Annotated in this window: 26 protein-coding genes and 1 pseudogene; 6 read left to right on the top strand and 21 right to left on the bottom strand. The window is 70.4% G+C overall.

Going from position 1 to position 22,973, the window contains the following annotated elements; translation table 11 throughout:
• The first annotated feature begins 127 nt into the window (after positions 1–127).
• Complete coding sequence (locus ACFYYF_RS34080; protein WP_388781566.1) at positions 128–1,954, top strand: endonuclease/exonuclease/phosphatase family protein; 1,827 nt, start codon at positions 128–130, stop codon at positions 1,952–1,954.
• A gap of 202 nt (positions 1,955–2,156) precedes the next feature.
• Here the strand turns inward: ACFYYF_RS34080 and ACFYYF_RS34075 are convergent, their stop codons facing one another.
• Positions 2,157–2,888, bottom strand: a complete 732-nt coding sequence (locus ACFYYF_RS34075; protein ID WP_361691270.1) for an SRPBCC domain-containing protein — start codon at positions 2,886–2,888, stop codon at positions 2,157–2,159.
• 19 nt (positions 2,889–2,907) lie between these two features.
• The gene (locus ACFYYF_RS34070) at positions 2,908–3,633 is read right to left on the bottom strand and encodes an ArsR/SmtB family transcription factor (RefSeq protein ID WP_388781563.1); all 726 of its coding nucleotides are present in this window, start codon (positions 3,631–3,633) and stop codon (positions 2,908–2,910) included.
• Between the two features lie 162 nt (positions 3,634–3,795).
• Between ACFYYF_RS34070 and ACFYYF_RS34065 the strand changes: the two genes are divergently transcribed.
• Entirely contained in the window at positions 3,796–4,944 is a 1,149-nt protein-coding gene (locus tag ACFYYF_RS34065) for a YihY/virulence factor BrkB family protein (protein ID WP_388781560.1), read from the top strand.
• Between the two features lie 199 nt (positions 4,945–5,143).
• Here the strand turns inward: ACFYYF_RS34065 and ACFYYF_RS34060 are convergent, their stop codons facing one another.
• Both ACFYYF_RS34060 and ACFYYF_RS34055 read right to left on the bottom strand, forming a co-directional pair.
• The gene (locus tag ACFYYF_RS34060; protein ID WP_388781557.1) at positions 5,144–5,848 is read right to left on the bottom strand and encodes a hypothetical protein; all 705 of its coding nucleotides are present in this window, start codon (positions 5,846–5,848) and stop codon (positions 5,144–5,146) included.
• Positions 5,845–5,988: a hypothetical protein gene (locus ACFYYF_RS34055; protein ID WP_388781554.1), complete on the bottom strand. Its 144-nt coding sequence runs from the start codon at positions 5,986–5,988 to the stop codon at positions 5,845–5,847. The genes ACFYYF_RS34060 and ACFYYF_RS34055 overlap by 4 nt, the downstream gene beginning before the upstream one ends.
• A gap of 282 nt (positions 5,989–6,270) precedes the next feature.
• Here ACFYYF_RS34055 and dapA point away from each other — a divergent pair, with 282 nt between their 5' ends.
• Positions 6,271–7,146 carry a 4-hydroxy-tetrahydrodipicolinate synthase gene (gene dapA / locus ACFYYF_RS34050; protein WP_388781809.1) on the top strand — a complete coding sequence of 292 codons (876 nt, stop codon included), beginning with the start codon at positions 6,271–6,273 and terminating at the stop codon, positions 7,144–7,146.
• Here dapA and ACFYYF_RS34045 read toward each other — a convergent pair.
• The gene (locus ACFYYF_RS34045; RefSeq protein ID WP_388781551.1) at positions 7,133–8,332 is read right to left on the bottom strand and encodes a WD40 repeat domain-containing protein; all 1,200 of its coding nucleotides are present in this window, start codon (positions 8,330–8,332) and stop codon (positions 7,133–7,135) included. The genes dapA and ACFYYF_RS34045 overlap by 14 nt on opposite strands.
• Positions 8,329–8,898: a SigE family RNA polymerase sigma factor gene (locus tag ACFYYF_RS34040; protein ID WP_388781549.1), complete on the bottom strand. Its 570-nt coding sequence runs from the start codon at positions 8,896–8,898 to the stop codon at positions 8,329–8,331. The genes ACFYYF_RS34045 and ACFYYF_RS34040 overlap by 4 nt, the downstream gene beginning before the upstream one ends.
• Before the next feature lie 136 nt (positions 8,899–9,034).
• Here ACFYYF_RS34040 and ACFYYF_RS34035 point away from each other — a divergent pair, with 136 nt between their 5' ends.
• Entirely contained in the window at positions 9,035–9,538 is a 504-nt protein-coding gene (locus ACFYYF_RS34035) for a hypothetical protein (RefSeq protein ID WP_388781546.1), read from the top strand.
• 71 nt (positions 9,539–9,609) lie between these two features.
• On the opposite strand, the gene ACFYYF_RS34030 is transcribed toward ACFYYF_RS34035, so the two are convergent.
• The 6 genes and pseudogenes from ACFYYF_RS34030 to ACFYYF_RS34005 all read right to left on the bottom strand — a co-directional run bounded on the left by ACFYYF_RS34030 (position 9,610) and on the right by ACFYYF_RS34005 (position 13,282).
• Positions 9,610–9,858: a hypothetical protein gene (locus ACFYYF_RS34030; RefSeq protein ID WP_388781544.1), complete on the bottom strand. Its 249-nt coding sequence runs from the start codon at positions 9,856–9,858 to the stop codon at positions 9,610–9,612.
• A gap of 130 nt (positions 9,859–9,988) precedes the next feature.
• A complete protein-coding gene (locus ACFYYF_RS34025) occupies positions 9,989–10,489 on the bottom strand; it encodes a YfbM family protein (RefSeq protein WP_388781542.1) in 501 nt (166 codons plus the stop codon).
• A 79-nt stretch (positions 10,490–10,568) separates the two neighbouring features.
• A complete protein-coding gene (locus ACFYYF_RS34020; RefSeq protein WP_388781539.1) occupies positions 10,569–10,913 on the bottom strand; it encodes a hypothetical protein in 345 nt (114 codons plus the stop codon).
• A 259-nt stretch (positions 10,914–11,172) separates the two neighbouring features.
• Positions 11,173–12,162, bottom strand: coding sequence for a 2,3,4,5-tetrahydropyridine-2,6-dicarboxylate N-succinyltransferase (gene dapD, locus ACFYYF_RS34015; RefSeq protein ID WP_361691237.1), 990 nt, complete (start codon positions 12,160–12,162; stop codon positions 11,173–11,175).
• A gap of 234 nt (positions 12,163–12,396) precedes the next feature.
• Positions 12,397–12,927 (bottom strand): annotated as a pseudogene (locus ACFYYF_RS34010) (TetR/AcrR family transcriptional regulator); the annotation flags it as partial.
• Positions 12,928–12,961: 34 nt separating this feature from the next.
• Positions 12,962–13,282 (bottom strand): DMT family transporter, encoded by a 321-nt coding sequence (locus ACFYYF_RS34005; protein WP_388781536.1) that lies wholly within the window; start codon positions 13,280–13,282, stop codon positions 12,962–12,964.
• A 182-nt stretch (positions 13,283–13,464) separates the two neighbouring features.
• Here ACFYYF_RS34005 and ACFYYF_RS34000 point away from each other — a divergent pair, with 182 nt between their 5' ends.
• Positions 13,465–14,568 (top strand): hypothetical protein, encoded by a 1,104-nt coding sequence (locus tag ACFYYF_RS34000; protein ID WP_388781533.1) that lies wholly within the window; start codon positions 13,465–13,467, stop codon positions 14,566–14,568.
• On the opposite strand, the gene ACFYYF_RS33995 is transcribed toward ACFYYF_RS34000, so the two are convergent.
• A complete protein-coding gene (locus tag ACFYYF_RS33995) occupies positions 14,557–14,922 on the bottom strand; it encodes a VOC family protein (RefSeq protein WP_388781530.1) in 366 nt (121 codons plus the stop codon). The genes ACFYYF_RS34000 and ACFYYF_RS33995 overlap by 12 nt on opposite strands.
• A 332-nt stretch (positions 14,923–15,254) precedes the next feature.
• Here ACFYYF_RS33995 and ACFYYF_RS33990 point away from each other — a divergent pair, with 332 nt between their 5' ends.
• Complete coding sequence (locus tag ACFYYF_RS33990) at positions 15,255–16,211, top strand: AbfB domain-containing protein (RefSeq protein ID WP_388781527.1); 957 nt, start codon at positions 15,255–15,257, stop codon at positions 16,209–16,211.
• Between the two features lie 93 nt (positions 16,212–16,304).
• Here ACFYYF_RS33990 and ACFYYF_RS33985 read toward each other — a convergent pair whose 3' ends face one another.
• Genes ACFYYF_RS33985 through ACFYYF_RS33950 form a run of 8 tightly spaced genes read right to left on the bottom strand, consistent with a single transcriptional unit; the run spans position 16,305 to position 22,951 of the window.
• Entirely contained in the window at positions 16,305–16,721 is a 417-nt protein-coding gene (locus ACFYYF_RS33985; protein WP_361691219.1) for a metal-sulfur cluster assembly factor, read from the bottom strand.
• Complete coding sequence (gene sufU, locus ACFYYF_RS33980; RefSeq protein WP_361691216.1) at positions 16,718–17,182, bottom strand: Fe-S cluster assembly sulfur transfer protein SufU; 465 nt, start codon at positions 17,180–17,182, stop codon at positions 16,718–16,720. The genes ACFYYF_RS33985 and sufU overlap by 4 nt, the downstream gene beginning before the upstream one ends.
• A gap of 16 nt (positions 17,183–17,198) precedes the next feature.
• Complete coding sequence (locus tag ACFYYF_RS33975) at positions 17,199–18,455, bottom strand: cysteine desulfurase (protein WP_361691213.1); 1,257 nt, start codon at positions 18,453–18,455, stop codon at positions 17,199–17,201.
• Positions 18,452–19,216, bottom strand: coding sequence for a Fe-S cluster assembly ATPase SufC (sufC, locus tag ACFYYF_RS33970; RefSeq protein ID WP_103551912.1), 765 nt, complete (start codon positions 19,214–19,216; stop codon positions 18,452–18,454). Before sufC ends, ACFYYF_RS33975 begins: the two co-directional genes overlap by 4 nt.
• A 7-nt stretch (positions 19,217–19,223) precedes the next feature.
• Positions 19,224–19,547, bottom strand: a complete 324-nt coding sequence (locus ACFYYF_RS33965; RefSeq protein WP_361691210.1) for a non-heme iron oxygenase ferredoxin subunit — start codon at positions 19,545–19,547, stop codon at positions 19,224–19,226.
• Positions 19,547–20,728, bottom strand: coding sequence for a Fe-S cluster assembly protein SufD (gene sufD, locus ACFYYF_RS33960; protein ID WP_361691205.1), 1,182 nt, complete (start codon positions 20,726–20,728; stop codon positions 19,547–19,549). Before sufD ends, ACFYYF_RS33965 begins: the two co-directional genes overlap by 1 nt.
• A 58-nt stretch (positions 20,729–20,786) precedes the next feature.
• Positions 20,787–22,208: a Fe-S cluster assembly protein SufB gene (gene sufB / locus ACFYYF_RS33955; RefSeq protein WP_037625848.1), complete on the bottom strand. Its 1,422-nt coding sequence runs from the start codon at positions 22,206–22,208 to the stop codon at positions 20,787–20,789.
• Positions 22,205–22,951 carry a helix-turn-helix transcriptional regulator gene (locus ACFYYF_RS33950; protein ID WP_388781521.1) on the bottom strand — a complete coding sequence of 249 codons (747 nt, stop codon included), beginning with the start codon at positions 22,949–22,951 and terminating at the stop codon, positions 22,205–22,207. Before ACFYYF_RS33950 ends, sufB begins: the two co-directional genes overlap by 4 nt.
• Positions 22,952–22,973: the final 22 nt, after the last annotated feature.

The raw sequence follows: 22,973 nt of genomic DNA, 5'->3' as shown, positions 1-22,973 counted from the left end.
CGCGTAGAAGTTCAACGGCCGTGCGGCCGACCGCTTCTACGCGCGTCACTGGCCCGCAAGCAGGTCGCGCTCCCCCCACCAGTCCACCCTCGTCCCGGCGCTCACGAACGTCCCCGGAGGGATTCCCTTGCCGAGCAAGAGAACCGCGCGCATCGGCGCGCTGACCGTCGCCGCGGTCTGTTCCACCGTCTCCGCCGTCGTACTCACCACACCGGCCCAGGCGGACACCGTCCACATCCACGACATCCAGGGCACGACCCGGACCTCCCCCCTCGCGGGCACGAAGGTCACCGACGTGCCCGGCATCGTCACCGGCGTGCGGACGTACGGTTCGTCCAAGGGCTTCTGGTACCAGGACCCCACCCCCGACGCCGACCCCGCCACGAGTGAGGGCGTCTTCGTCTTCACCAGCTCCGCCCCGAAGGTCGCCGTCGGCGACTCGGTCACGGTGACGGGCACGGTCTCGGAGTACGTCCCCGGCGGCGTCTCCACCGGCAACCAGGCGGTCACCGAGGTCACCAAGCCGACGGTCACCGTCGTCTCCAGCGGCAACCCCGTCCCGGCCGCGACGGTCGTCGACGCCCGGTCCGTGCCGGACGACTACGCCCCCGCCGGCGACACCGCCGCGGGCGGTTCGGTCAACGCGCTCACCCTGGAGCCGGCGAAGTACGCCCTGGACTACTACGAGTCCCTCGAGGGCATGAACGTCCAGGTCGCCGACACCCGCGTGGTCACCGCCACCGACCCCTACACCGAGCTGTGGGTCACGGTGAAGCCGCACGAGAACGCGACGCGCCGCGGCGGCACGGTGTACGGCTCGTACACCTCGCAGAACACCGGACGGATACAGATCCAGTCCCTCGGCGCGACGGCCGACTTCCCGGCCGCGAACGTCGGCGACAAGCTCACCGGCGTCACGGCGGGCCCGCTCGACTACAACCAGTTCGGCGGCTACACCCTCGTCGCGAACCAGCTCGGCACGCTCCAGAAGGGCGGTCTGGAGCGCGAGACCACCCGGAAGCAGTCGCGCGGCGAGCTGGCGGTGGCGACGTACAACGTCGAGAACCTGGACCCGGCCGACGCCACGTTCGCCGCCCACGCGTCCGCGATCGTGAACAACCTGAACTCGCCCGACATCGTGTCCCTGGAGGAGATCCAGGACAACAACGGCCCGACGGACGACGGCACGGTCGCCGCCGACCAGACGGTGAACAAGCTGATCGACGCGATCGTCGCGGCGGGCGGCCCGAAGTACGACTGGCGCTCCATCGACCCGGTCAACGACCAGGACGGCGGCGAGCCCGGCGGCAACATCCGCCAGGTCTTCCTCTTCAACCCCGAGCGGGTCTCGTTCACCGACCGCGCGGGCGGCGACTCGACCACCGCCGTCGGTGTCACGAAGGTGCACGGCAAGGCGCAGCTCACCGCGTCCCCCGGCCGTATCGACCCGGCGAACACGGCCTGGAAGAGCAGCCGCAAGCCGCTCGCGGGCGAGTTCGTCTTCCGCGGCCACACGGTGTTCGTGATCGCCAACCACCTCAACTCCAAGGGCGGTGACCAGGGGCTGACCTCGCAGTACCAGCCTCCGACGCGCAGCTCCGAGGTCCAGCGGCACACCCAGGCGACCGCGGTGAACGCCTTCGTCACTGAGGTCCTGAAGACGCAGAAGAACGCCGACGTCATCGCGCTCGGCGACATGAACGACTTCGAGTTCTCCGAGACCGCCCAGATCCTGGAGGGTGACGGCGAGCTCTGGTCGGCGATCAAGTCGCTGCCCAAGAGCCAGCGTTACACGTACGACTACCAGGGCAACGCCCAGGTTCTCGACCAGATCCTGGTCAGCCCCTCGATCCGCCGGGGCTGCGACCTGGAGTACGACAGCGTGCACATCAACTCGGAGTTCTCCGACCAGATCAGCGACCACGACCCGCAGGTGCTGCGGTTCCGTCCGTAGCCACCGCGGCGATCGGTCCGGCGCCGGCCGCGACCATCGGTCCGGCGGTCACCGCGGCCGTCGGTCCGTAGCGGCTCCGGTCACCGGTCCGCAGAGGTTCCGGTGAGCGAAGAGCCCGGTCCCGTCGTCCGGGGGGCCGGGCTCTTCGCCTGCTCGGGTACCGCTCCCGCCTGCGGGAGCGGCGCCCCGGGCCGTGCCGGGCTCAGCCCGGGAAGACCTCGTCGAGCCAGCCCTTCCAGGCGGCCTCGTTCGCCTTGGCGTCGGCGCCGGGCGCGAAGTCGTGCACGCTCATGCCGACCGGCGCGCCCCAGCGGCCCCGCCCGAAGAAGCGGATGAGCGCGCCGTCGGTACGCAGCCCGAGGAAGTACGGGTTGCGGAAGTCGAGCACGGCGTCGAAGTCCTCGCCGCCGGGTCCCTTCGCCCGCACCCGCGCGCCCTCGGCGGTGCCGTCCGGGAGGCCGAGCGCCGTTCCGACGGCCGCGAAGGCGTCGGAGGTCGCGGACACGCCGGGCCCGTCGAAGGTCGCGAAGGCCACCGGGCGGCCCGCGAAGTGGGTCACGTACTCGCGCAGGGTGTGCAGGTAGAAGTCGGTGTGCTTGTCGGCTCCGTCGTACTGGTTGTCCCAGTCGTCGGTGAAGATGCCGCTGTGCACGTACCGGACCCAGGAACTCCGGCCGTCGTCGCGCGCCTCGATGGTGTGGTCGATCTGGTTGAGGCTCTGCGTCGGGAACCCGACGTCCTCGGTGCGCACGGTGAGCCGGTGCGGCGGGTCCCAGGTGGTGATGACGCTGCCGAAGGGTCCGGCCCCGCCCTCGCGGGACTCGTACTCCATCGGCCACAGCCAGCCGCCGCTGCCGCTGGTGATCGCGTCCCACACCTGGTCCGGCGGGACGGCGACCTCGTACTCGCGGGCGACCTCGAATTCCTTGGGCATGATGACGACTCCTGGATGATCAGTGGGTGGCTTCGGGGCCCGCGGGAGCTTCCGCGGCTTCGGGTCCGGCTTCGGATCGGGCTTCGGGCCCGACTTCGGGTCCGGCTTCCGGTCCGACCGCGACCTCGGCCGCGGCTTCGGTCCCGGTCCGCGTCACGGTCTCGGGCCTGAGCGTGGGGTGGACGGCGACGACGATCCGGTGCGGGCGACCGGCTTCCGCGTCCCCGTCGTGGTACTTGCGGATGAGGGCGCTCACCCCGGCGGTCAACTCCTCGATGAACGCGGCCCGGTCGGCCGCCGACGCGAAGGTCACCTCTCCGTCGAGCGCGTACGTCGCCAGCCGCTTACGGGCCTTCGCGGCCCCGGTGAGCAGGGAGCCGACGTCCCGGACGAGCCGGGCACCGAGCGCGAGCAGCCAGCGGGCGGACAGCTGGTCCCGGAAACGGTCCGGATCGGGCTGTACGGCGGCCAGCGCCTGCGGCGAGATGACGTACGACGCCGCGGTCGCGCGCATCATCCGCTCGGTGACGTTCCCCTTGCGGCGCTCGCCCGCCAGCTCGACCAGCCCGTGCCGCTCCAGCGTCTTGAGGTGATAGTTCACCTTCTGCCGGGGCAGGCCGACCTTGCCGGCCAGCATGGCGGCCGACGCGGGTCCGGCGGCCAGCTCGGCCAGCAGCCGGGCCCGTATGGGGTCCAGCGACACGGCTGCGGCCTCGGCGTCCTCGATCACGGTCACGTCCAACATGACTCCAGACTCTCACCGAAAACTTTTCTTGTCCAGACGGTTCGAATCGTCGGCGAGTCGCCGGAAGGGTGTTCCGTCGCCGGAAGGGTGTTCCGGGGCGGCCGAGGCGGCCGGACCGCTCCCGGCGGGCTTCAGGAGCGGGATTCGGGCAACACGGCGGTCATGGACGAGAAGCGACCGGAATCGAAGCAGCGAGCTCTTCCGGACACCGCGAGGGACACGGGTGCGGACACGAGGGACACGGACGCGGACGCGAGGGACACGGGTGCGGACACGGGCACGCGGAAGTCCGCCGGGGCGGACGACCGCGTGAAACTGCCCGCGCGGGCCTGGTGGGCCGTGAGCCGGCGCACGGTGAAGGAGTTCCGCGACGACGAACTCGCCGACCGCGCGGCCGCGTTGACCTATTACGGAGTGCTGTCCCTGTTCCCCGCGCTGCTGGTCGCGGTCTCCCTGCTGGGCGTCATGGGGCAGCGCGTCACGGACGGACTCCTGAACAACGTGGGGGACCTGGCGCCGGGCCCGGCCCGCGACATCCTGCGCGACGCGGTGACGCAGCTGGGAGACAGCGGCGGTACGGGCGGGGTGCTGGCGATCGTCGGACTGCTCGCGGCACTGTGGTCCGCGTCCGGTTACGTCGGCGCGTTCATCCGCGCGTCCAACGCGGTGTTCGACCTGCCGGAGGGCCGTCCCGTCTGGAAGATCACGCCGCTGAGGCTGGCGCTCACCGTAACGCTGATGCTGCTCCTCACCGGGAGCGCGATCATCGTGGTGTTCACCGGACCGCTGGCCGAACGCGCCGGTACCGCGTTCGGGCTGGGCGAAGCGGTGATCACCGCCTGGTCGATCGTCAAGTGGCCCGTCCTGCTGGTGCTCGTCGAGCTGATGATCGGGCTGCTCTACTGGGCGGCTCCCAACGTCTCGGGCCGCGGCTTCCGCTGGTTCAGCGCGGGCAGCGTCCTCGCCACCCTGGTCTGGCTGACCGCGTCCGCGGGCTTCGCCGTCTACGCCGCGGGCTACGGCTCGTACAACAAGACGTACGGCACACTCGCGGGCGCCATCATCTTCCTCGTCTGGCTGTGGCTCACCAACCTGGCCATCCTGCTGGGCCTGGAGTTCGACGCCGAACTGGCCCGCCAGCGCGCCATCACCGAGGGCCGGCCGCCGACCGAGGAGCCCTACGTCGAGCCGCGCGACACCCGCAAGTGGCCCCCGCGGCTGCGGGCGTTGCGCGCGGCGCGGGAGAAGGTGGAGTCGGGGATCACGCCGACGGGCACGAAGACCGGCCGGGGCACCGCCGAGCGCGTGTGACTACGGGGCCGGGCAGGTTGCGTACGGCGCGGCAGCGGGGCCGGGCAGGTTGCGTACGGCGCGGCAGCGGGGCGGGCAGAGTGCGTACGGCGTGACGGCGGGGTCGGGCGGGGTGCGTACGACGTGGCGGCGGACCCTCGTCCGGTCCGCCGCCGCGTCATTCCCCTCCGGCTCCTTCGCCTACCCGGCCCGGCGCGCGCTATCCCTGGGCCTCCTCGTCCCGCAGTCGGCCCAACTGGCCCTGGAACCAGTCGAGTCGGGCCTGGAGCAGCGCGGCCTCCGCGACCAGTTCGGACACCCCGAGAGCGGCCGTGGCGCCCCCGGCACCCGTCGTGACGCCCTCCGCGCCGCCGATGCCGGCGACGGGGGGAACCGCGGCCCGGACCCGCAGACCCTCGCCGGCCAGTCGCGCGAAGGACGCGAGCGAGAGCGACGTACGACCGCGCACGCAGCCCGCGCACGCGGCCTTCAGGGCGCGCCGGCCCGGACGCCCCCAGCCCGCGTCCGCCAGCGCCACGGCCACGCCACCGCAGTCGCAGGGGCCGACGGTGGCGCTGCGGACCCGCTGGCGGGCGTAGCGGAAACCCCGTTCGAAGCGGATGTAGGCGCCGAGGACGGACACTTCGAGGAGAACGGCGGCCCGGTGTTCGGCGGTGCACAGCATCGCCTCGGCGACGGCCGACTCGTGCACGCAGTGGAAGCCGCAGTCGCAGCGGCGGTGCGGGGCGCGGTGCCGCCGTCCGTAGACGCAGCGCGCCTCGTCCAGCACTCCGTACGGCAGCGCGCCGCCGAGGGACACGCCGGTGAACCCGGCCCGGGTGCCGTCCTGGGACAGCACCGGGTGGGCGATCTTGTATCCGGTCGGAGGCTCCGTCGGGCGTTCCTCGGGAAGCCGCAGCCTCATCGCCCGGCCGGAACCTCTTCGGGCAGGGCCGCTCCCGACTCCTCAACGTGTTCGGGGAGTTCGGGGATATCCGCATCGCCCTGGCCGGTGTGAACCTGCTCTTCCGCCACTCCGGTGGCGAGTGCCTTGCCGAGCCTCATGACGCCTCCCGCTGTGCCGACGACTGCCGTTCAGGCCATGGTGACCCATGACGCCCCGGTTTGGCACCAGTGCCTCGTCCGTCCTCGCCCGCCAATGACGTAGCACTCGTTGACGATATCTCGTAGAAGATTTAAGTGGAGCTTCACAATGGAGTGGCCGACACTACGTTCATGACCGTTCCGAGGACCGCCACCACGACCGTCGCCGCTCCGGCCCCGGCCTCCGCCGACGCCCCGCACCCGACACGGCCCGCCCCGCCCTTCGGCCGCGCCCTCTGCGCGATGGTCACGCCGTTCACACGGACCGGCACGCTGGATGCCGAAGGCGCGCAGCGGCTCGCCGGGCTGCTGGTGGCCGAGGGCTGCGACGGGCTGGTGCTCTCCGGGACGACGGGTGAGTCGCCGACCACCTCGGACGCGGAGAAGGCCACGCTGGTGCGGGCGGTGCGGGAGGCCGTGGGCGACCAGGTGTCCATCGTGGCGGGGGTCGGGACGGCCGACACCCGGCACACCGTGGAACTGGCGACGGCGGCCGAAAAGGCCGGCGCGGACGGGCTGTTGGTGGTCGCGCCGTACTACAGCAGGCCTCCGCAGGACGCCGTCGAGGCGCATTTCCGGGAGATCGCGGACGCCTCGGGGCTGCCGCTCATGCTGTACGACATCCCGGGACGCACCGGGACGCGGATCGAGCCGGAGACGATGATCCGGCTCGCGGGGCACCCGCGGATCGCGGGGGTGAAGGACTGCGCGTACGACCTGCTCGGTACGCAAAAGGTGCTGGCCCGCACGGACTTGGCGTACTACGCGGGCTGCGACGAGTACGTCCTCGCGCTGTACGCGGTCGGTGCGGCCGGGTATGTCAGCACGGTGGCCAATGTGGCACCGCGTCAGTTCCGTTCCATCGTCGACGCGTTCGACGCCGGGGACACCGCCGGGGCCGCCCGGGGCCAGCGACAGGTGCTCCCGCTGGTGGAGTCGATGATGTCCGCCGGTCTGCCCGGGGCGGTCACGGCGAAGGCGTTGCTCCACGCGCTCGGGCTGCCCGCCGGTCCGGTGCGGGCGCCGCTGCGGCCCGCCGGCCGCGAGGCGGTCGACGGGCTGCTGGCGGCTCACCGGGAGGCGGCCGGTACGGGCGGAACGGCGGTCAGCGGGCGCTGAACAGCGGCTCCCACGAGCCCATTTCGGTCATCATCTGCGGCCCGTACGCCGTGAGCGGTACGGCCTTGGAGGAGCCGAGGGTGATCAGGGCGAGCCGGTGGGGGTGGTCGCCGTTCCGGCTGTTCTCGAAGACGATGAGCCTCTTGTCGTCGGCCCAGGCCAGGGGCGCCATGTAGTCGGACACCTTGGGCACGTCCTTGCCGGTCGTCATGTCCCGCACTCCCGACGGGTGGACCAGGTATCGCTTGTCGGGCGAGTACCCGGCCAGTTCGAGCTCGAACTTCACCTCGTTCACGGGCGTGGCGACACTCCTGCCCGACAGGTCGTGGTACTGGCGGTGGGGCTGGGTGACGATGTGCTCGTAGAGCAGGGTGCTGTCGGCGCTGAAGCGGAAGTCCCAGCGGCCGCCCTGCGAGCGCCCCCACTCGTCCTTCCAGTCCGGCGCCCGATGCCATTCCGTGTGCCCGGAGGCCACGTCGATGATGCTGAAACCGGTCCGGCAGGCCACGCCCTCCAGCATCCAGCCCTTCTCGCCGTCGGGACCGGAGGTCTCGATCCGGTGGCTCCAGTAGCGCCGGTCCGGATCGCTGGAGTACGTCGTCGCGACGATCCTCCTGCCGTCGGGCGAGAGCGCGACACCGGCGGCGCCCTGCGGGACCGGGATCCAGCGGCGGATCTCGCCGGTCGTCAGGTCGAGCAGACCGACGCGCCGGGCGGGGAGCGTGCGTTCCAGCACGGCCGCGGTCCGTGAGCTCGGCGCGGTGTCGATGACGGACCACCGGGTGTCCTTCACATACCGTCCCGTCCGCCGGTCCAGCCGCTGGTAGGTGCGGGTGAGGACCTCGTCCTTGTCCGGCTGCTTCACCAGCGACTGGACGCTGAACGCGGCGAGCGCGGTGCCGCCCGCGGCGACCATGTCGCGCGGCGGATACTGGTCCGGCCGGGCGACGACGTCGCTCCGGTCGACCCGGCCCGCCGGGCGCACGTCCTGCCCGCCGCCGTCGAGCCGCGGAACGGCCACGGTCACGGCGATGGCCGCCACGGTCGCCAGCGCGGCGCCCGCGATCGTACGGGTCCTGCGGCGCCGGCGGACGGCGAGCACACGGTCGGCGAATCCCGGCGGAGTGCGCGGGCCGGCCTCGGCCTGCTCCCGGAAGGTGTCGCGGAGGAGTTCTTCGACGTTCACCGGTGTACCTCCACGGGCGAGAAGTCACGGGACGGCGGCTGCGGCCCGTGCCCCTGGCCGAGCGCGGCCAGTTCGGGAGCGAGGGTCCGCAGCCGGGCGAGCGAGCGATGCGTCGTGGAGCGCACGGTTCCGACGGAGCAGCCGAGGAGCCGGGCCACCTCGGCCTCGGGCAGGTCCTCGAAGTAGCGCAGCACGAGCACGGTGCGCTGCCGCGCGGTGAGCCGGGCGAGCGCGCCCCGCATGACGACCCGCAGTTCGGCGGCCGCCGAGACGTCCGTGCCGGGGGCCGTGGCGCCGGACGCCTCCGGCGGTTCGGCGACGCTCAGTTCTCGTCGCGGCCACTTCAGCCGCCAGCGGCTCACCTGCTGCCGATACAGGATCCGCCGTACGTACGCCTCGGGTTCGTCGACCCGGTTCCAGCGGCCCGCCACCTTGATCAGCGCGTTCTGGAGCAGGTCCTCGCCGGCGTGCCGGTCTCCCCCGCTGAGCAGCACAGCCGTTTTCAGCAGCGCGGACGACCTGTTCGCCACGAAGTCCCGGAAGGTCTCATCCGCTTCGGCATCCATCGTCACCTTCTCGTCCCCGGTGGCCCTCGTGGCCCACCCCTGTGTCCCTGGTGACGCGCGCGGACACCGCCCGCTATGCCTCCGGTCCGAAGAAAATACGCCCGCTCCCGCCGCCGTCGTCCTCTACCGTGACCCGATGAGCCGACCGCTGCTGTTCCTGGACGTCGACGGCCCGCTGAATCCGTACGCGGCCAAGCCGGAGCGCAGGCCCGCCGGGTACACCACGATCCGCGTGGCCCTGCATCCCGGACGGCCGCTGCGGGTGTGGCTCCACCCCGACCACGGCCGCGCCCTCCTCGCCCTCGGCTACGACCTGTGCTGGGCCACCACCTGGATGGACGCCGCCAACCGCTGGATCGCCCCCGTGATCGGCCTGCCCGAACTCCCCTACGTCGACTTCACCGGCGCCCTCTTCACCGAGCGCCCCGACGGCGTCCACTGGAAGACGGAACGCATCGTGGCCCACGCCGAGGGCCGCCCGTTCGCCTGGGTCGACGACGAACAGACCCCACCCGACAAGACGTTCGTGACCACCCACCACCCGGCCCCCGCCCTCCTGCACCACGTGAACCCCCACCTGGGCCTGCGCGATGCCGACTTCGAAACCCTGAGAGAGTTCGCGGCAGGCCTGGCCACGTAACCGCGCCCCGACGCACAAGCCGTTCACGCTCTGATCCACGGCCCGCGTCAGGTGGTCCTGAGTTCTGCCTTTCAGTTCCTCCGGCGACGCTTCTGCGCATAGGGACCGTGGCGATCATGTTCCCGCCATTCCTCGTCCTGAGGATCACGGTCCTCGGCGCCCGCGTTGTCTCCGGGAGTCGAGACGTGTTCCCCCTTGTTGACCTTGGCCAACAGCGAGGCGAGGGGATCAGGGGGACCGTCGCTGAAGCGATCGGAGCCGCGCTCGGGCGGCGGCCCCGGTTCTGTCCCGTCGTCCCGCGCCCGTGATGCCTCGCTCATGAGCAGCCCCTTCCGGCTCGCCGAGATGCACTCGGGGTCCTTCCCCGGAAGGTCGCGGGTAACCGAGCCAAGTCGGCTCCCACGGAGAACTCAAGCCTCAAAGCCGAGCCCTCACCCCCGTATCCGCCCATCAGTCCAGCCACACGAGCACCGCATCGTCCGCTCCGGCAGCGGCCTCCAAGAACTGGGTGAGGCCGTCGTACCAGTGACGACCCCACTCCAGTGCACCCGGCTCGCTCCATCCGAGGGGGTACACGTCAGCGCTGGTCAGTTCGGCGGGATCCACACCGCTGACGAGCTGGTCGTAGCTGGTGGCCCGCAGGGATTCCGCCGCGAGCCGGACCCGCTCGGGCCGCAGGTACCGGGGAGGCCCGTAGCCCCAGTCCTCGCCCTCGGCGAACGGCTCCTCACCGTGGATCACGTTCACGGGGAACTCCGCGCGCGCCAGCAGGAAGCGGAGCAGGTCCCAGGTCTTGTACGTACTGAAGTGACGCGCCTCCGCGGGCGCAGGCTCCGTCTCCGCCTCGGCGTCCTGGACCTCTTCGACGAAGCCCAGAGCCCAGCCGGGATCACGGATCGCCCGGTCAAGTTCGGTCGCCGTGACACGCAGGTACTCACCGATCATGCTCATGGTCGGAGGCTAGACGTGACCACTGACAACGACCGCCGGGCGCCCCGTCTCGGTCAAGCGTGTACCTGGCCCCGACCGTTCAGGAGCAACCGCACGACCAGGCGTAGGCGACGAACACGGCGGCCACGGCGAACGATGCGGCCGCCGCGCCGGCCAGTCGCCCGGGCCGTCCTCGCTCGGCGGGACGAAGCCGTTCCCAGCCGCCGTAGCCGAGGAAGGCCAGCAAGGCACCGCCTGCGCCCGCGGTGACGAGCGGGCTGCGTTCCCATCCCCAGACGCCTGCCAGAGCCAGAAGTGCCACGGCAAGGCAGGCGACCACAGTCAGTGCCATCTCTCCGGCGATCTCCGTCAGGAGCTCCTTCAAGAACGAGCCGACGCCGCGGATCACCCGCAGGAAACGGCTCCGAGCAACAGGAACAGCCACACGCCCCTCCCCCAGAGCCCGTCTCGAAGGATCGAACCCTACGAAATCGCCGTGCGCCGGGGAAGAGTGTCCAAGGTCATCTGTTCAGCAGCGGCGGAGCGCAAAGCAGCTGTCGCCCCGACGAGTTGAGCGCCCTCCCCCGGCCGTCGTACGGCCGTGGAAGGGCGCTCAATGGTGACCGCCTCGACAACTGCCGTCAGCTCGGCGGCAGGTCGGAGTGGTGATCGGTCGGGCGGCCGCAGGTCACGGCCGCCGTTCGTCAGTTGTGGCTGTGCAGGATTTCGTTCAGGCCGCCCCAGACCGCGTTGTTCGGGCGGGCCTCGACCGTTCCGGTGACCGAGTTGCGGCGGAAGAGGATGTTCGAAGCGCCGGACAGGTCACGGGCCTTGACGATCTCCCCGTCGGGCATCGTCACGCGCGTACCGGCGGTGACGTACAGCCCGGCCTCGACCACGCACTCGTCGCCGAGCGCGATGCCGACGCCCGCCTCCGCGCCGACGAGGCAGCGCTCGCCGATGGTGATGCGGACGTTGCCGCCGCCCGAGAGGGTGCCCATCGTGGACGCGCCGCCGCCGATGTCCGAACCGTCGCCGACGACGACACCGGCGGAGATGCGGCCCTCGACCATGGAGGTGCCGAGCGTGCCCGCGTTGAAGTTCACGAAGCCCTCGTGCATGACGGTCGTGCCCTCGGCGAGGTGCGCACCGAGGCGGACCCGGTCGGCGTCGGCGATGCGGACGCCCTTGGGCGCGACGTAGTCCGTCATGCGCGGGAACTTGTCGATGGAGGTCACCTGGAGGTGCAGGCCCGCGGCGCGCGCGTTCAGCCGGACCTTCTCGACGTCGTCGACGGCGACCGGGCCGAGCGAGGTCCAGGCGACGTTGGCGAGCAGCCCGAACACGCCGTCCAGGTTCTGGCCGTGCGGCTTGACCAGGCGGTGCGAGAGGAGGTGCAGGCGCAGGTACGCGTCGTGCGCGTCGAGCGGCTTGTCCTCCAGCGAGGCGATGACCGTACGGACCGCGACCACCTCGACGCCCCGGCGGGCGTCGGGGCCGATGGCCTGCGCGGCCCCCTCGCCGAGCAGTTCCACGGCCCGCTCGGCGGACAGCCGCTCGGTACCGGCCGGGCCGGGCTCGGTGGACAGTTCGGGGGCGGGGAACCAGGTGTCGAGAACGGTGCCGTCGGCGGTGAGGGTGGCGAGCCCGGCGGCGACGGCGCCGGTGGTACGAGAAGCAGTCGTGTCGGTCATGGGTGCAACCTAACTTGACGGGGGCCGCCCGGGCGAACCGGTGCGCGGGGCGTCTCGGTGAGCGGGCGCCCGGTCACCTTCCCCGGCCCCTTCACCTCACCGCCGCGGACCCTGCCTGGCCCCCTCGCCTCACCGTCCCGGACCTTCCCCAACCCGCTCATCCCACCGACCCGGGCCTTCCCCAGGCCGCTCATCCGACCGCCCCTGACCTTCCCCGGCCCCCTCGCCGCTTCGCAGGACCCGCGTCAACACCTCGCGCGCGTAGCCCTCGTCGTACGACGTCCCCGTCAGCAGCACCTGGAGGCAGATCCCGTCCAGCAGGGCGACGAGGGCCCGTGCGGTGAGCGGGTCCGTGCGGCGGCTCAGGGGTTCGACGAGGCTGTCGATCCACTCGGCGGCCACCGGGCGCAGCGCGGGTCTGCGCAGGGCCGCGAGGTAGAGCTCGTACTCCAGCTCGACGCCGGTGCGTTCGCCGGCCAGCCATTCGCCCATCAGTCCGGCGAGTTCGGCCGCCAGGTCCGCGCGGGTGTCCTCCAGGGTGCCGCGGGCGGCGAGCACCTTGGCGAAGCCCTCGTTCGCCTGCCGCAGGGCGGCGACCATGAGTTCGTCGAGGGTCTTGAAGTGGTACGTGGTGGAGCCGAGCGGCACATCGGCCTCGGCCGCGACGGAGCGGTGGCTCAGCCCGGCGATGCCCTGGGCGCCGACGACACGGATCGCCGCGTCGATGATCCGCTGCCGACGCTCGGGGTCGTACCGGCGTGCCATCACGGTGTCCCGTCCGCCGAGCCGGGCCCGGCCATCAGTGCGCCCCGCCCAGGTTCAGCAGGACGACCCCGCCGATGATCAGCGCGATCCCGGCGGCCTTCGCGACCGTGAGTCCCTCGCCGAGGAACAGCATGCCGATCACGGCGATGGCGGCGGTGCCGACGCCGGCCCAGATCGCGTACGCCGTGCCGACCGACACGGTCTTCAGGGTCTGCGCCAGGAGCGCGAAGGCGACGAAGTAGCCGAGGACGGTCGCCAGGGACGGCCAGAGCCTGCTGAAACCCTCGGTGTACTTCATCGCGGTCGTCGCCCCGACCTCCGCCGCGATGGCGCCCGCGAGCAGCACGTATCCCATGCGTACGACTGTACACACGGGATCCACCGGATGTGTACGGATGTACGCATCCGGTGTCCGCGGCCCTCGGCGTATGGATCGTGTATATGCCATGGGCATCGTGCGCCCGAGCGGCTATCGTTCGCGATCACAAGGGGGGCGGAGTCGAACAGACTCCCGACGACAGGTGGAGCGCGAGGGGCATGTCGGACAGTTCTGGGTGGGGACCTTCAGGGCCGTCGGGACCGTACTGGGGAGCGCCGGGCGGCTGGGGCTGGATGCCGCCGCCCCCGCCCAAGCCGGGCGTGATCCCCCTGGCCCCGCTCGGCGTGGACCACATCCTCGGCGGCGCCCTCGGCACGATGCGCCGTTACGCCAAGCCGCTGTTCGGGGTCGCCGTCGCGGGTGTCCTGATCATGGCGACCCTGACGCTGGGCCTCCAGGTCCTCGCCTACCTCTCGACGGAGAAACAGCTGGACCGCATGACCGCGGCGCCCCGGTCCATCGACGCCACCGATCTGCGCGCGGTACTGATCGCGTTCGGCTCCGCGTGGGCGGTGGGCATGCTGATCACACTGGTGGCGAGCTCCTTCGTCCAGGCCTCCGCCTCGGCCACCCTGCAGGACGCCGTCCTCGGGCGCCGGGTCCAGTTCGGTGCCGTCTGGAGGCGGGCCTGGTCGCGTACCCCGTCCGTGCTCGGGGTGACGCTGCTGATGGGCCTGTTCATGGCGATTCCCATGGCGCTGTTCGCCCTGATGTTCTTCGCGATGATGATGACCGCGGTACTGAACGGCGAACCCCTCATACCGGCCGGTCTCGCCCTCCTGCTCCTGCTGATCGCGGCGCCGCTCACGCTCTGGCTGCTCGTCCGGTTCAGCTTCGCCCCGGCCGCCGCCGTGCTGGAGGGGGCCTCCCCCGTAACGGCGCTGCGCCGGTCGGCGCGGCTGGTGCGCGGCGCGTGGTGGCGCACGTTCGGCATCACCCTGCTGGCCGCCCTGATCACGATCATCGTCTCCATCGTGGTCAACGTGCCGTTCAGACTCGCCATGCCGACCCCGCAGCCGTACACACCCCCGACGCAGACGAACGTCAGCGTGTCGGAGATCTACGTCCAGATGCTGCCCGACCTGGGACCGGCCCTGGTGCTCTCGGTGGTCGCGAGCGCCGTCGCCCAGCTCTTCTTCATGGTGTTCATGCCGCTCGTGACCAGCCTCCTCTACATCGACCAGCGCATCCGCCGGGAAGGCCTGGCGGACGTGCTGTTCCGCGCGTCCGCCGTCGAGGCGACGCCCGGCTCAGTCGAGTAGCGACTTCTTCGGCCGCAGCACGCAGAACTCGTTGCCCTCGGGATCGGCGAGGACGGTCCAGGTCACGTCCTCGCCCTGCCCCACGTCGAGGCGGCGCGCCCCGAGGGCGAGGATCCGCTCGACCTCGGCGGCCCGGTCGTCCGGCGTGAGATCGATGTGGAGCCGGTTCTTGGCGGTCTTGCGATCGCCGACGCGCACGAAGCAGATTCCCGGCAGCGCGTGCGCGTCGGAGCCGATGACGATCTCGTCGTCGTCCTCGAACAGCACGCGCCAGTCGAGGACTTGGCACCAGAAGCGGGCGAGCCCCGGCAGGTCGTGGGCGTCGATGACCAGTTGGTACAGGGAGACAGCCATGGACGGCAGTCTCCCCCGGTGACGAGGGCTCCGCCAACGGACACACCGGGACGCACGCCCCGCGGGGCACGCTCGCGCGATCACCCGCCGAGCCTCGGGCAGATGAGCTCCCGCCCCGTCCAACTCCCATGGCTCTGTAAGCGATTGCCCGAAAAGAGCCGCACGTGAATACCAGCTTCGGTGCGGGAAACGACTGCTCAGTAGTCACCGGTTCCACTACTGTTTCACCAGCCGCACACCCGGTCTTCATGACCGACCCGCTCCGTGTGCCGCGCTCTCCGCCCCCTCGCTTCGCCCCACACGCGCTCACCCTCCCCCCTCTAGGAACGCGCATGCCTGACGTGACGCCCGGATCCGGTCCCGACGGGTCCGTCCCCTCCAGGGAGATCGTGCCCTGGCACCCCACTCCGCGCGGTGCGCCCTACCCGGCGTCGGCCGACCTCGTGCCCGTGTCCCCGGCGCCCTGGGAGGCCGTCCGGGCTGAGGACGAGGAGGCGCTGCCGGGAACGCGCCGGCTGTGGCTGGCCGGTGGGCTCGCGGCGGCCGTCACCATCGCCGTCGTAGCCGTGATCTCCGTACGGACGACGTCCTCCGACGCTTCTCCGGACGCGGCGAGGAACAGGACCGTGTCCGACACGACGAATCCGTTCCTTCTCGGCGCCCCGGCCCCGGGGGGCTCGACCACCGCCCCAGCGGGCAAGAACGCGCTGTCCTCGGCGGGGACTTCACCCTCGGCCTCCCCGGACTCCACGTCGAGCGAGTCCGTGTCGCCGGGCCCCTCGGACCGGAGTTCCGAAGGCTCGCCCGGCGGCGGCAGGACGCCCGCCGCGTCCGGCACGGCTTCCGCACCCCGTCCGGCCTCGGGGCTGACGTCCGTCGAGTCGGTCAACTATCCGGACCGCTACTGGCATCTGAGCGACGGTCAGGTGCGTCTCGACCCGGTGAGCGCGTCCAGTCCGTCCTCGACCCGGCAGGCCGCCAGCTTCAAGATGGTTCCCGGGCTGGCGAAGTCCTCCTGCTACTCCTTCACCACCGCCGACGGCTCCTACCTGCGTCACCGCGACTTCGTCCTGCGCGCCGACCGCGCCGACGGCTCCGGCCTCTTCCGGGAGGACGCCACGTTCTGCCCCCGGCCCTCGTCCCACTCGGGGGCGGTCATGCTGGAGTCGGTCAACTACCCGGGCCGGTTCCTGCGGCACCGCAACTTCCAGCTCGTCCTGGGGCGTTACGAGCGTGACAGGCTCTACGGCGAGGACTCGGCGTTCCGCCTGGTGCGAGGCCTGGCCTGAGCCCACGGCGTCCACGGGAGAATGCGACGGGGCGGCACCCGGAAGGTGCCGCCCCGTGCGAGGTACTTCAGGGCCGAAGCCCGGGAACCGGTCTCAGACGTTGAAGCCCAGCGCGCGAAGCTGCTCGCGGCCGTCGTCCGTGATCTTGTCCGGGCCCCACGGCGGCATCCAGACCCAGTTGATGCGCAGCTCGTTGACGAGGCCGTCCGTGGCGGACTTGGCCTGGTCCTCGATGACGTCGGTGAGCGGGCAGGCCGCGGACGTCAGCGTCATGTCGATCGTCGCGATGTTCGCGTCGTCGATGTGAATGCCGTAGATGAGGCCGAGGTTGACGACGTCGATGCCCAGCTCGGGGTCGACGACGTCGTAGAGCGCCTCACGGACCTCTTCCTCCGACGCGGGCTTCGCCGTCAGGCTCACGCCCGGCGCCGCGGGCGTCGCGCCCGCCGCGGCCGCGGACTCGTCCGAGGTCACAGCGGTCTCGTCCGATGTCACAGTGTTCTCGCTCATGCCGTCTTCCTCTCGGCGCTCTCGCCCAGAGCCTGGGCCGTCGCGTCCTTCCACGCCATCCAGCTCAGGAGGGCGCACTTGACCCGGGCCGGGTACTTGGAGACGCCGGCGAACGCGACCGCGTCCTCCAGCACCTCCTCCATCGCGTCGTCGGGCTCGATCCGGCCCTTGGACTGCATCAGTTCCAGGAAGGTCGCCTGGATCTTCTGCGCGTCGGACACGTCCTTGCCGACCAGAAGGTCGTTCAGTACGGAGGCCGAGGCCTGGCTGATCGAGCAGCCCTGCCCCTCGTACGAGATGTCCTCGATCCGCTCGCCGTCGTACTTCACCCGCAGGGTGATCTCGTCACCGCACGTGGGGTTGACGTGGTGCACCTCGGCGTCGCCGTCCCTGAGACCGCGCCCGTGCGGGTGCTTGTAGTGGTCCAGGATGACTTCCTGGTACATCGAATCCAGCTTCACGTTCCCAGCCAGCCCCTCAGCCGAAGAAGTTCCGTACGTGCTCCAGGCCGTCGACCAGAGCGTCGATCTCGGACGGCGTGGAATACAGATAGAACGACGCTCGCGTGGTCGCAGGAATTCCGTAGCGCAGGCAGACGGGACGGGCGCAGTGATGGCCGACCCGGACCGCGATGCCCTGCTCGTCGAGAACCTGGCCCACGTCGTGCGGGTGGATGTCGCCCAGCGTGAACGAGATCGCGGCGGCGCGGTCCTCGGCCGTGGTGGGGCCGATGATCCGCAGGTCGGGGACCTCCGCGAGCCGCTTCACCGCGTACTCGGTGAGCGCGTGCTCGTGGGCGAGGATCTTGTCCATGCCGATCGACGACAGGTAGTCGATCGCCGCGCCGAGGCCGACCGCCTGGGCGATCGGCGGGGTGCCCGCCTCGAACTTGTGGGGCGCCGGCGCGTACGTGGACGAGTGCATCGACACGGTCTCGATCATCTCGCCGCCGCCGAGGAACGGCGGAAGGTCCTCCAGGAGTTCCTGGCGGCCCCACAGGACGCCGATACCCGTCGGACCGCACATCTTGTGACCGGTGAAGGCCACGAAGTCGGCCTGGAGGGCCTGGACGTCGAGCGGCATGTGCGGCGCGGCCTGCGACGCGTCGATCAGGACCAGGGCGCCGACCTCCTGGGCGCGGCGCACTATCGCCTCGACCGGGTTCACGGTGCCCAGGATGTTCGACACCAGCACGAAGGAGACGATCTTCGTCTTCTCCGTGATGATCTCGTCGATGTTCGACAGGTCGAGACGGCCGTCGTCGGTGAGGCCGAACCACTTCAGCTTCGCGCCCGTGCGCTGCGACAGCAGCTGCCACGGGACGATGTTGGAGTGGTGCTCCATCTCCGTGATGACGATCTCGGTCTCGTGGTCCACGCGGTAGGGCTCTTCGGCCCAGCCCAGCATGTTGGCCACGAGGTTGAGCGACTCGGAGGCGTTCTTGGTGAAGATCACCTCGTCGCGGCTCGGCGCGTTGATGAACGCGGCGATCTTGTCGCGCGCGCCCTCGTACAGTGCCGTGGCCTCCTCGGCGAGCACATGCACACCGCGGTGGACGTTGGCGTTGTAGCGCTCGTAGTACTCGCTCAGGGCGTCCAGCACCTGGCGCGGCTTCTGCGAGGTCGCCGCGTTGTCCAGGTACACGATCTTCTTACCGTCGTGGACCTGACGGTCCAGGATGGGGAAGTCCTTGCGGATCGCCTCGGTGTCGAGGAGGCCCGGCAGCTGCGTCACGCTGATACGCCACCCTTCGTGTAAGCCTCGTAGCCCTCGTTCTCCAGCTTGTCGGCCAGCTCGGCGCCGCCGGACTCGACGATGCGTCCGCCGGAGAAGACGTGGACGAAGTCGGGCTTGATGTAGCGCAGGATGCGCGTGTAGTGGGTGATGAGCAGGGTGCCCACCTCGCCGGTCTCGCGGACGCGGTTGACGCCCTCGGAGACGATGCGCAGGGCGTCGACGTCCAGGCCGGAGTCGGTCTCGTCCAGGATCGCCATCTTCGGCTTGAGCAGCTCGAGCTGAAGGATCTCGTGGCGCTTCTTCTCACCGCCGGAGAAGCCCTCGTTCACGTTGCGCTCGGCGAAGGAGGGGTCCATGGACAGGCGCTCCATGGTCTCCTTGACCTCCTTCACCCACGTGCGCAGCTTGGGGGCCTCGCCGCGGACGGCGGTGGCGGAGGTGCGCAGGAAGTTGGAGACCGAGACGCCGGGGATCTCGACGGGGTACTGCATCGCGAGGAACAGGCCCGCGCGGGCACGCTCGTCGACGGACATCTCCAGGACGTCCTCGCCGTCGAGGGTGACGGTGCCGCCGGTGACCGTGTACTTCGGGTGGCCCGCGAGCGAGTAGGCGAGGGTCGACTTGCCGGAGCCGTTGGGGCCCATGATGGCGTGCGTCTCGCCCTGCTTCACGGTCAGGTCGACGCCCTTGAGGATCTCCTTCGTGGCGTTGTCGGCCTCGACGGTGACGTGCAGGTCGTGGATTTCAAGCGTTGCCATGGGTGCCTCAGGACTCCTGGTTGAGGGAGACGAGCACGTCGTCCCCTTCGATCTGAACGGGGTATACGGGGACGGGGCGCGTCGCGGGAAGACCGGACGGCTTGCCGGTGCGGAGGTCGAAGGCGGAGCCGTGCAGCCAGCACTCGATCTGACAGTCCTCCACCTCGCCCTCGGAGAGCGAGACGTTCGCGTGCGAGCAGATGTCGTTGATCGCGAACACCTCCCCCTCGGTCATCACGACCGAGACCGGCGTGCCGTCGAGTTCCACCCGCTTCGGGGTGTTCTCCTCCAGCTCGCTCAGCCCACAGGCGCGCACGTAAGGGCCGGGCATCAGAGCGACGCCTCCAGCTCCTCGTCGATCTTCACGAGAAGGCGCTCTTCGATGTCGTCGACACCGATCTGCTGGACCAGCTCGGCGAAGAAGCCGCGGACCACCAGACGGCGGGCCTCGTCGGCCGGGATGCCGCGGGCCATCAGGTAGAACAGCTGCTCGTCGTCGAAGCGGCCGGTCGCGGAAGCGTGGCCGGCGCCGACGATCTCGCCGGTCTCGATCTCCAGGTTCGGCACGGAGTCGACGCGGGCACCGTCGGTCAGAACCAGGTTGCGGTTCATCTCGTAGGTGTCCGTGCCCTCGGCCTTGGCCTCGATGAGGACGTCGCCGATCCAGACCGCGTGCGCCCCCTCGCCCTGCAGCGCGCCCTTGTACATGACGTTGGACTTGCAGTGCGGGGTGTTGTGGTCGACCAGGAGGCGGTGCTCCTGGTGCTGGCCGGCGTCCGTGAAGTACAGGCCGAAGAGCTCGGCCTCGCCGCCGGTGCCCGCGTAGGCGACCCGCGGGTGGAGGCGTACGACGTCGCCGCCGAAGGTGACCACGAACGACTTGAAGGTGGCGTCGCGGCCGATCAGCGCGTTGTGCTGGCCGACGTGGACGGCCGTGTCGTCCCAGTCCTGGACGGAGACGACGGTCAGCTTGGCGCCGTCGCCGAGGACGTAGTCCACGTTGGCGGCAAGGACCGCGTCACCGGTGTGGTCGATGACGACGACGGCCTCGGCGAAGGCTCCCAGCTCGATGACCTGGTGGCCGTAGGCGACGCCGCCCTCGCCGTGCACGGCGATCCGGATGGGCTCGGTGAGCACCGCCTCCTTGGGGACGGTGACGACGCCGGCCTTCTCGAACGCCGAGTAGGCCTGGGCGGCGACGCGGTCCACGGGGGTGCCGGCCCGGCCGATCCGCGCGTCGTCGCGGGCGACGGTCTCGACGGTGACGCCCTCGGGGGCGGTCACGTCGACCCGTACGCCTTCGCCGGTCGCGACGGCGGTGCCGTCGTGCAGCCCGCGCAGGCGCTCCAGCGGGGTGAACCGCCACTCCTCCTCGCGGCCGTGGGGGACCGGGAAGTCCGCCACGTCGAAGGACGGGGGCGCGCTCATGCGCGTGGCGACGGTCGACTCGGCGGCCACCGCGATCTGGCCGGCCGTCGTGGATCCGACCGGGATGTTCTGAGCCTCAGCCATGGCTGTCGGTCTGCTCGCTTTCTTGCGTGAGTGGCTTGACGGGGACTGCGGCTCGGGATTAACCGACCGCGCCCTCCATCTGGAGCTCGATCAGCCGGTTGAGCTCGAGGGCGTACTCCATGGGCAGTTCCTTGGCGATCGGCTCGACGAAGCCGCGCACGATCATGGCCATCGCCTCGAACTCGGTCAGACCGCGGCTCATCAGGTAGAAGAGCTGGTCCTCGGAGACCTTGGAGACGGTCGCCTCGTGGCCCATGGACACGTCGTCCTCGCGGACGTCCACGTACGGGTACGTGTCCGAGCGGGAGATGGTGTCGACGAGCAGCGCGTCGCACAGGACGTTCGACTTGGAGCCGTGGGCGCCCTCGCCGATCTCGACGAGACCGCGGTAGGACGTGCGGCCGCCGCCGCGCGCCACGGACTTCGACACGATGTTCGAGGAGGTGTTCGGCGCCATGTGGACCATCTTGGAGCCGGCGTCCTGGTGCTGGCCCTCGCCCGCGAAGGCGATGGACAGGGTCTCGCCCTTGGCGTGCTCGCCCATCAGGTAGACGGCCGGGTACTTCATGGTGACCTTGGAGCCGATGTTGCCGTCGATCCACTCCATGGTCGCGCCCTCGTACGCCACGGCGCGCTTGGTGACCAGGTTGTAGACGTTGTTCGACCAGTTCTGGATGGTCGTGTAACGGCAGCGGGCGCCCTTCTTCACGATGATCTCGACGACCGCGGAGTGCAGGGAGTCCGACTTGTAGATCGGCGCCGTGCAGCCCTCGACGTAGTGGACGTAGGCGTCCTCGTCGACGATGATCAGCGTCCGCTCGAACTGGCCCATGTTCTCCGTGTTGATACGGAAGTAGGCCTGGAGCGGGATCTCGACGTGCACGCCCTTCGGCACGTAGATGAAGGAGCCGCCGGACCACACCGCGGTGTTCAGCGACGCGAACTTGTTGTCGCCGACCGGGATGACCGTGCCGAAGTACTCCTTGAAGAGCTCCGGGTGCTCCTTGAGAGCGGTGTCGGTGTCCAGGAAGATGACGCCCTGCTCCTCCAGGTCCTCACGGATCTGGTGGTAGACGACCTCGGACTCGTACTGGGCCGCGACACCGGCGACGAGGCGCTGCTTCTCCGCCTCCGGGATGCCGAGCTTGTCGTACGTGTTCTTGATGTCCTCGGGCAGGTCCTCCCAGGACTCCGCCTGCTTCTCCGTGGAACGCACGAAGTACTTGATGTTGTCGAAGTCGATGCCCGACAGGTCGGAACCCCAGTTGGGCATGGGCTTCTTCTCGAAGAGGCGCAGGCCCTTGAGGCGGAGCTTGGTCATCCACTCCGGCTCGCTCTTCTTCGCGGAGATGTCGCGGACGACGTCCTCGTTGATACCGCGCTTCGCAGAGGCGCCAGCGGTGTCGGAGTCGGCCCAGCCGTATTCGTACTTGCCCAGACCCTCGAGTTCGGGGTGGGCAGTCTCCGTGGGGAGCGTCATGCGGGGTTCCTCCCGGCCGTGCTTGCGGATGATGCGTTGTTGGTGTCGTGCGAAATCTTGGGGATGAACGTCGTGCACACCCCGTCGCCGTGGGCGATGGTGGCCAGTCGCTGGACATGCGTGCCGAGCAGCTGGGAGAAGAACTCCGTCTCCGCCTCGCAGAGCTGCGGGAACCGCTCGGCGACATGCGCGACCGGGCAGTGGTGCTGGCAGAGCTGCTCGCCGACCGGTGCGCTGCGCGCCGTGGCAGCGTACCCGTCCGCGCTGAGGGCCCTCGCCAGGGCTTCCGTGCGTTCCTCGGGGGTCGCGGCCTCGACGGCCTCGCGGTACGCCCCGGCCTGCTCGGCGATGCGGGCGCGGGCGAAGGACAGGATCGCCTCGTCCCCGCCCTCGCGCTCGGCGATCCAGCGCAGGGCGTCCTCGGCGAGCTTGTCGTACGACTGGTCGAAGGCGTCCCGGCCGCAGTCGGTCAGGGCGAACACCTTGGCGGGGCGGCCACGGGTACGCGCTCCGTAGACCCGCTGCTCACGTGCTTCCACGATGTCGTCGGCGACCAGCGCGTCCAGATGGCGGCGGACGGCGGCGTGGGTCAGGCCCAGTCGGCCCGCCAGATCGGCGACGGTCGACGGGCCGTGGTCCAGGATGGACCGCACGACCCGGTTGCGCGTCGAGCGCTCACCGGTCGCGAGTTCCTCCTGCGGGGCCCCCGCGGGGGTCTCCCGAGCCTCGCCAACGTTTTTCACAACACCATTGTTGCGTAATTCC

Origin of the sequence: Streptomyces sp. NPDC001914, assembly GCF_042891215.1 — a bacterium.
In the GTDB taxonomy this organism is placed as follows: Bacteria; Actinomycetota; Actinomycetes; order Streptomycetales; family Streptomycetaceae; genus Streptomyces.
This window is presented reverse-complemented; position numbering and strand designations above follow the sequence as displayed.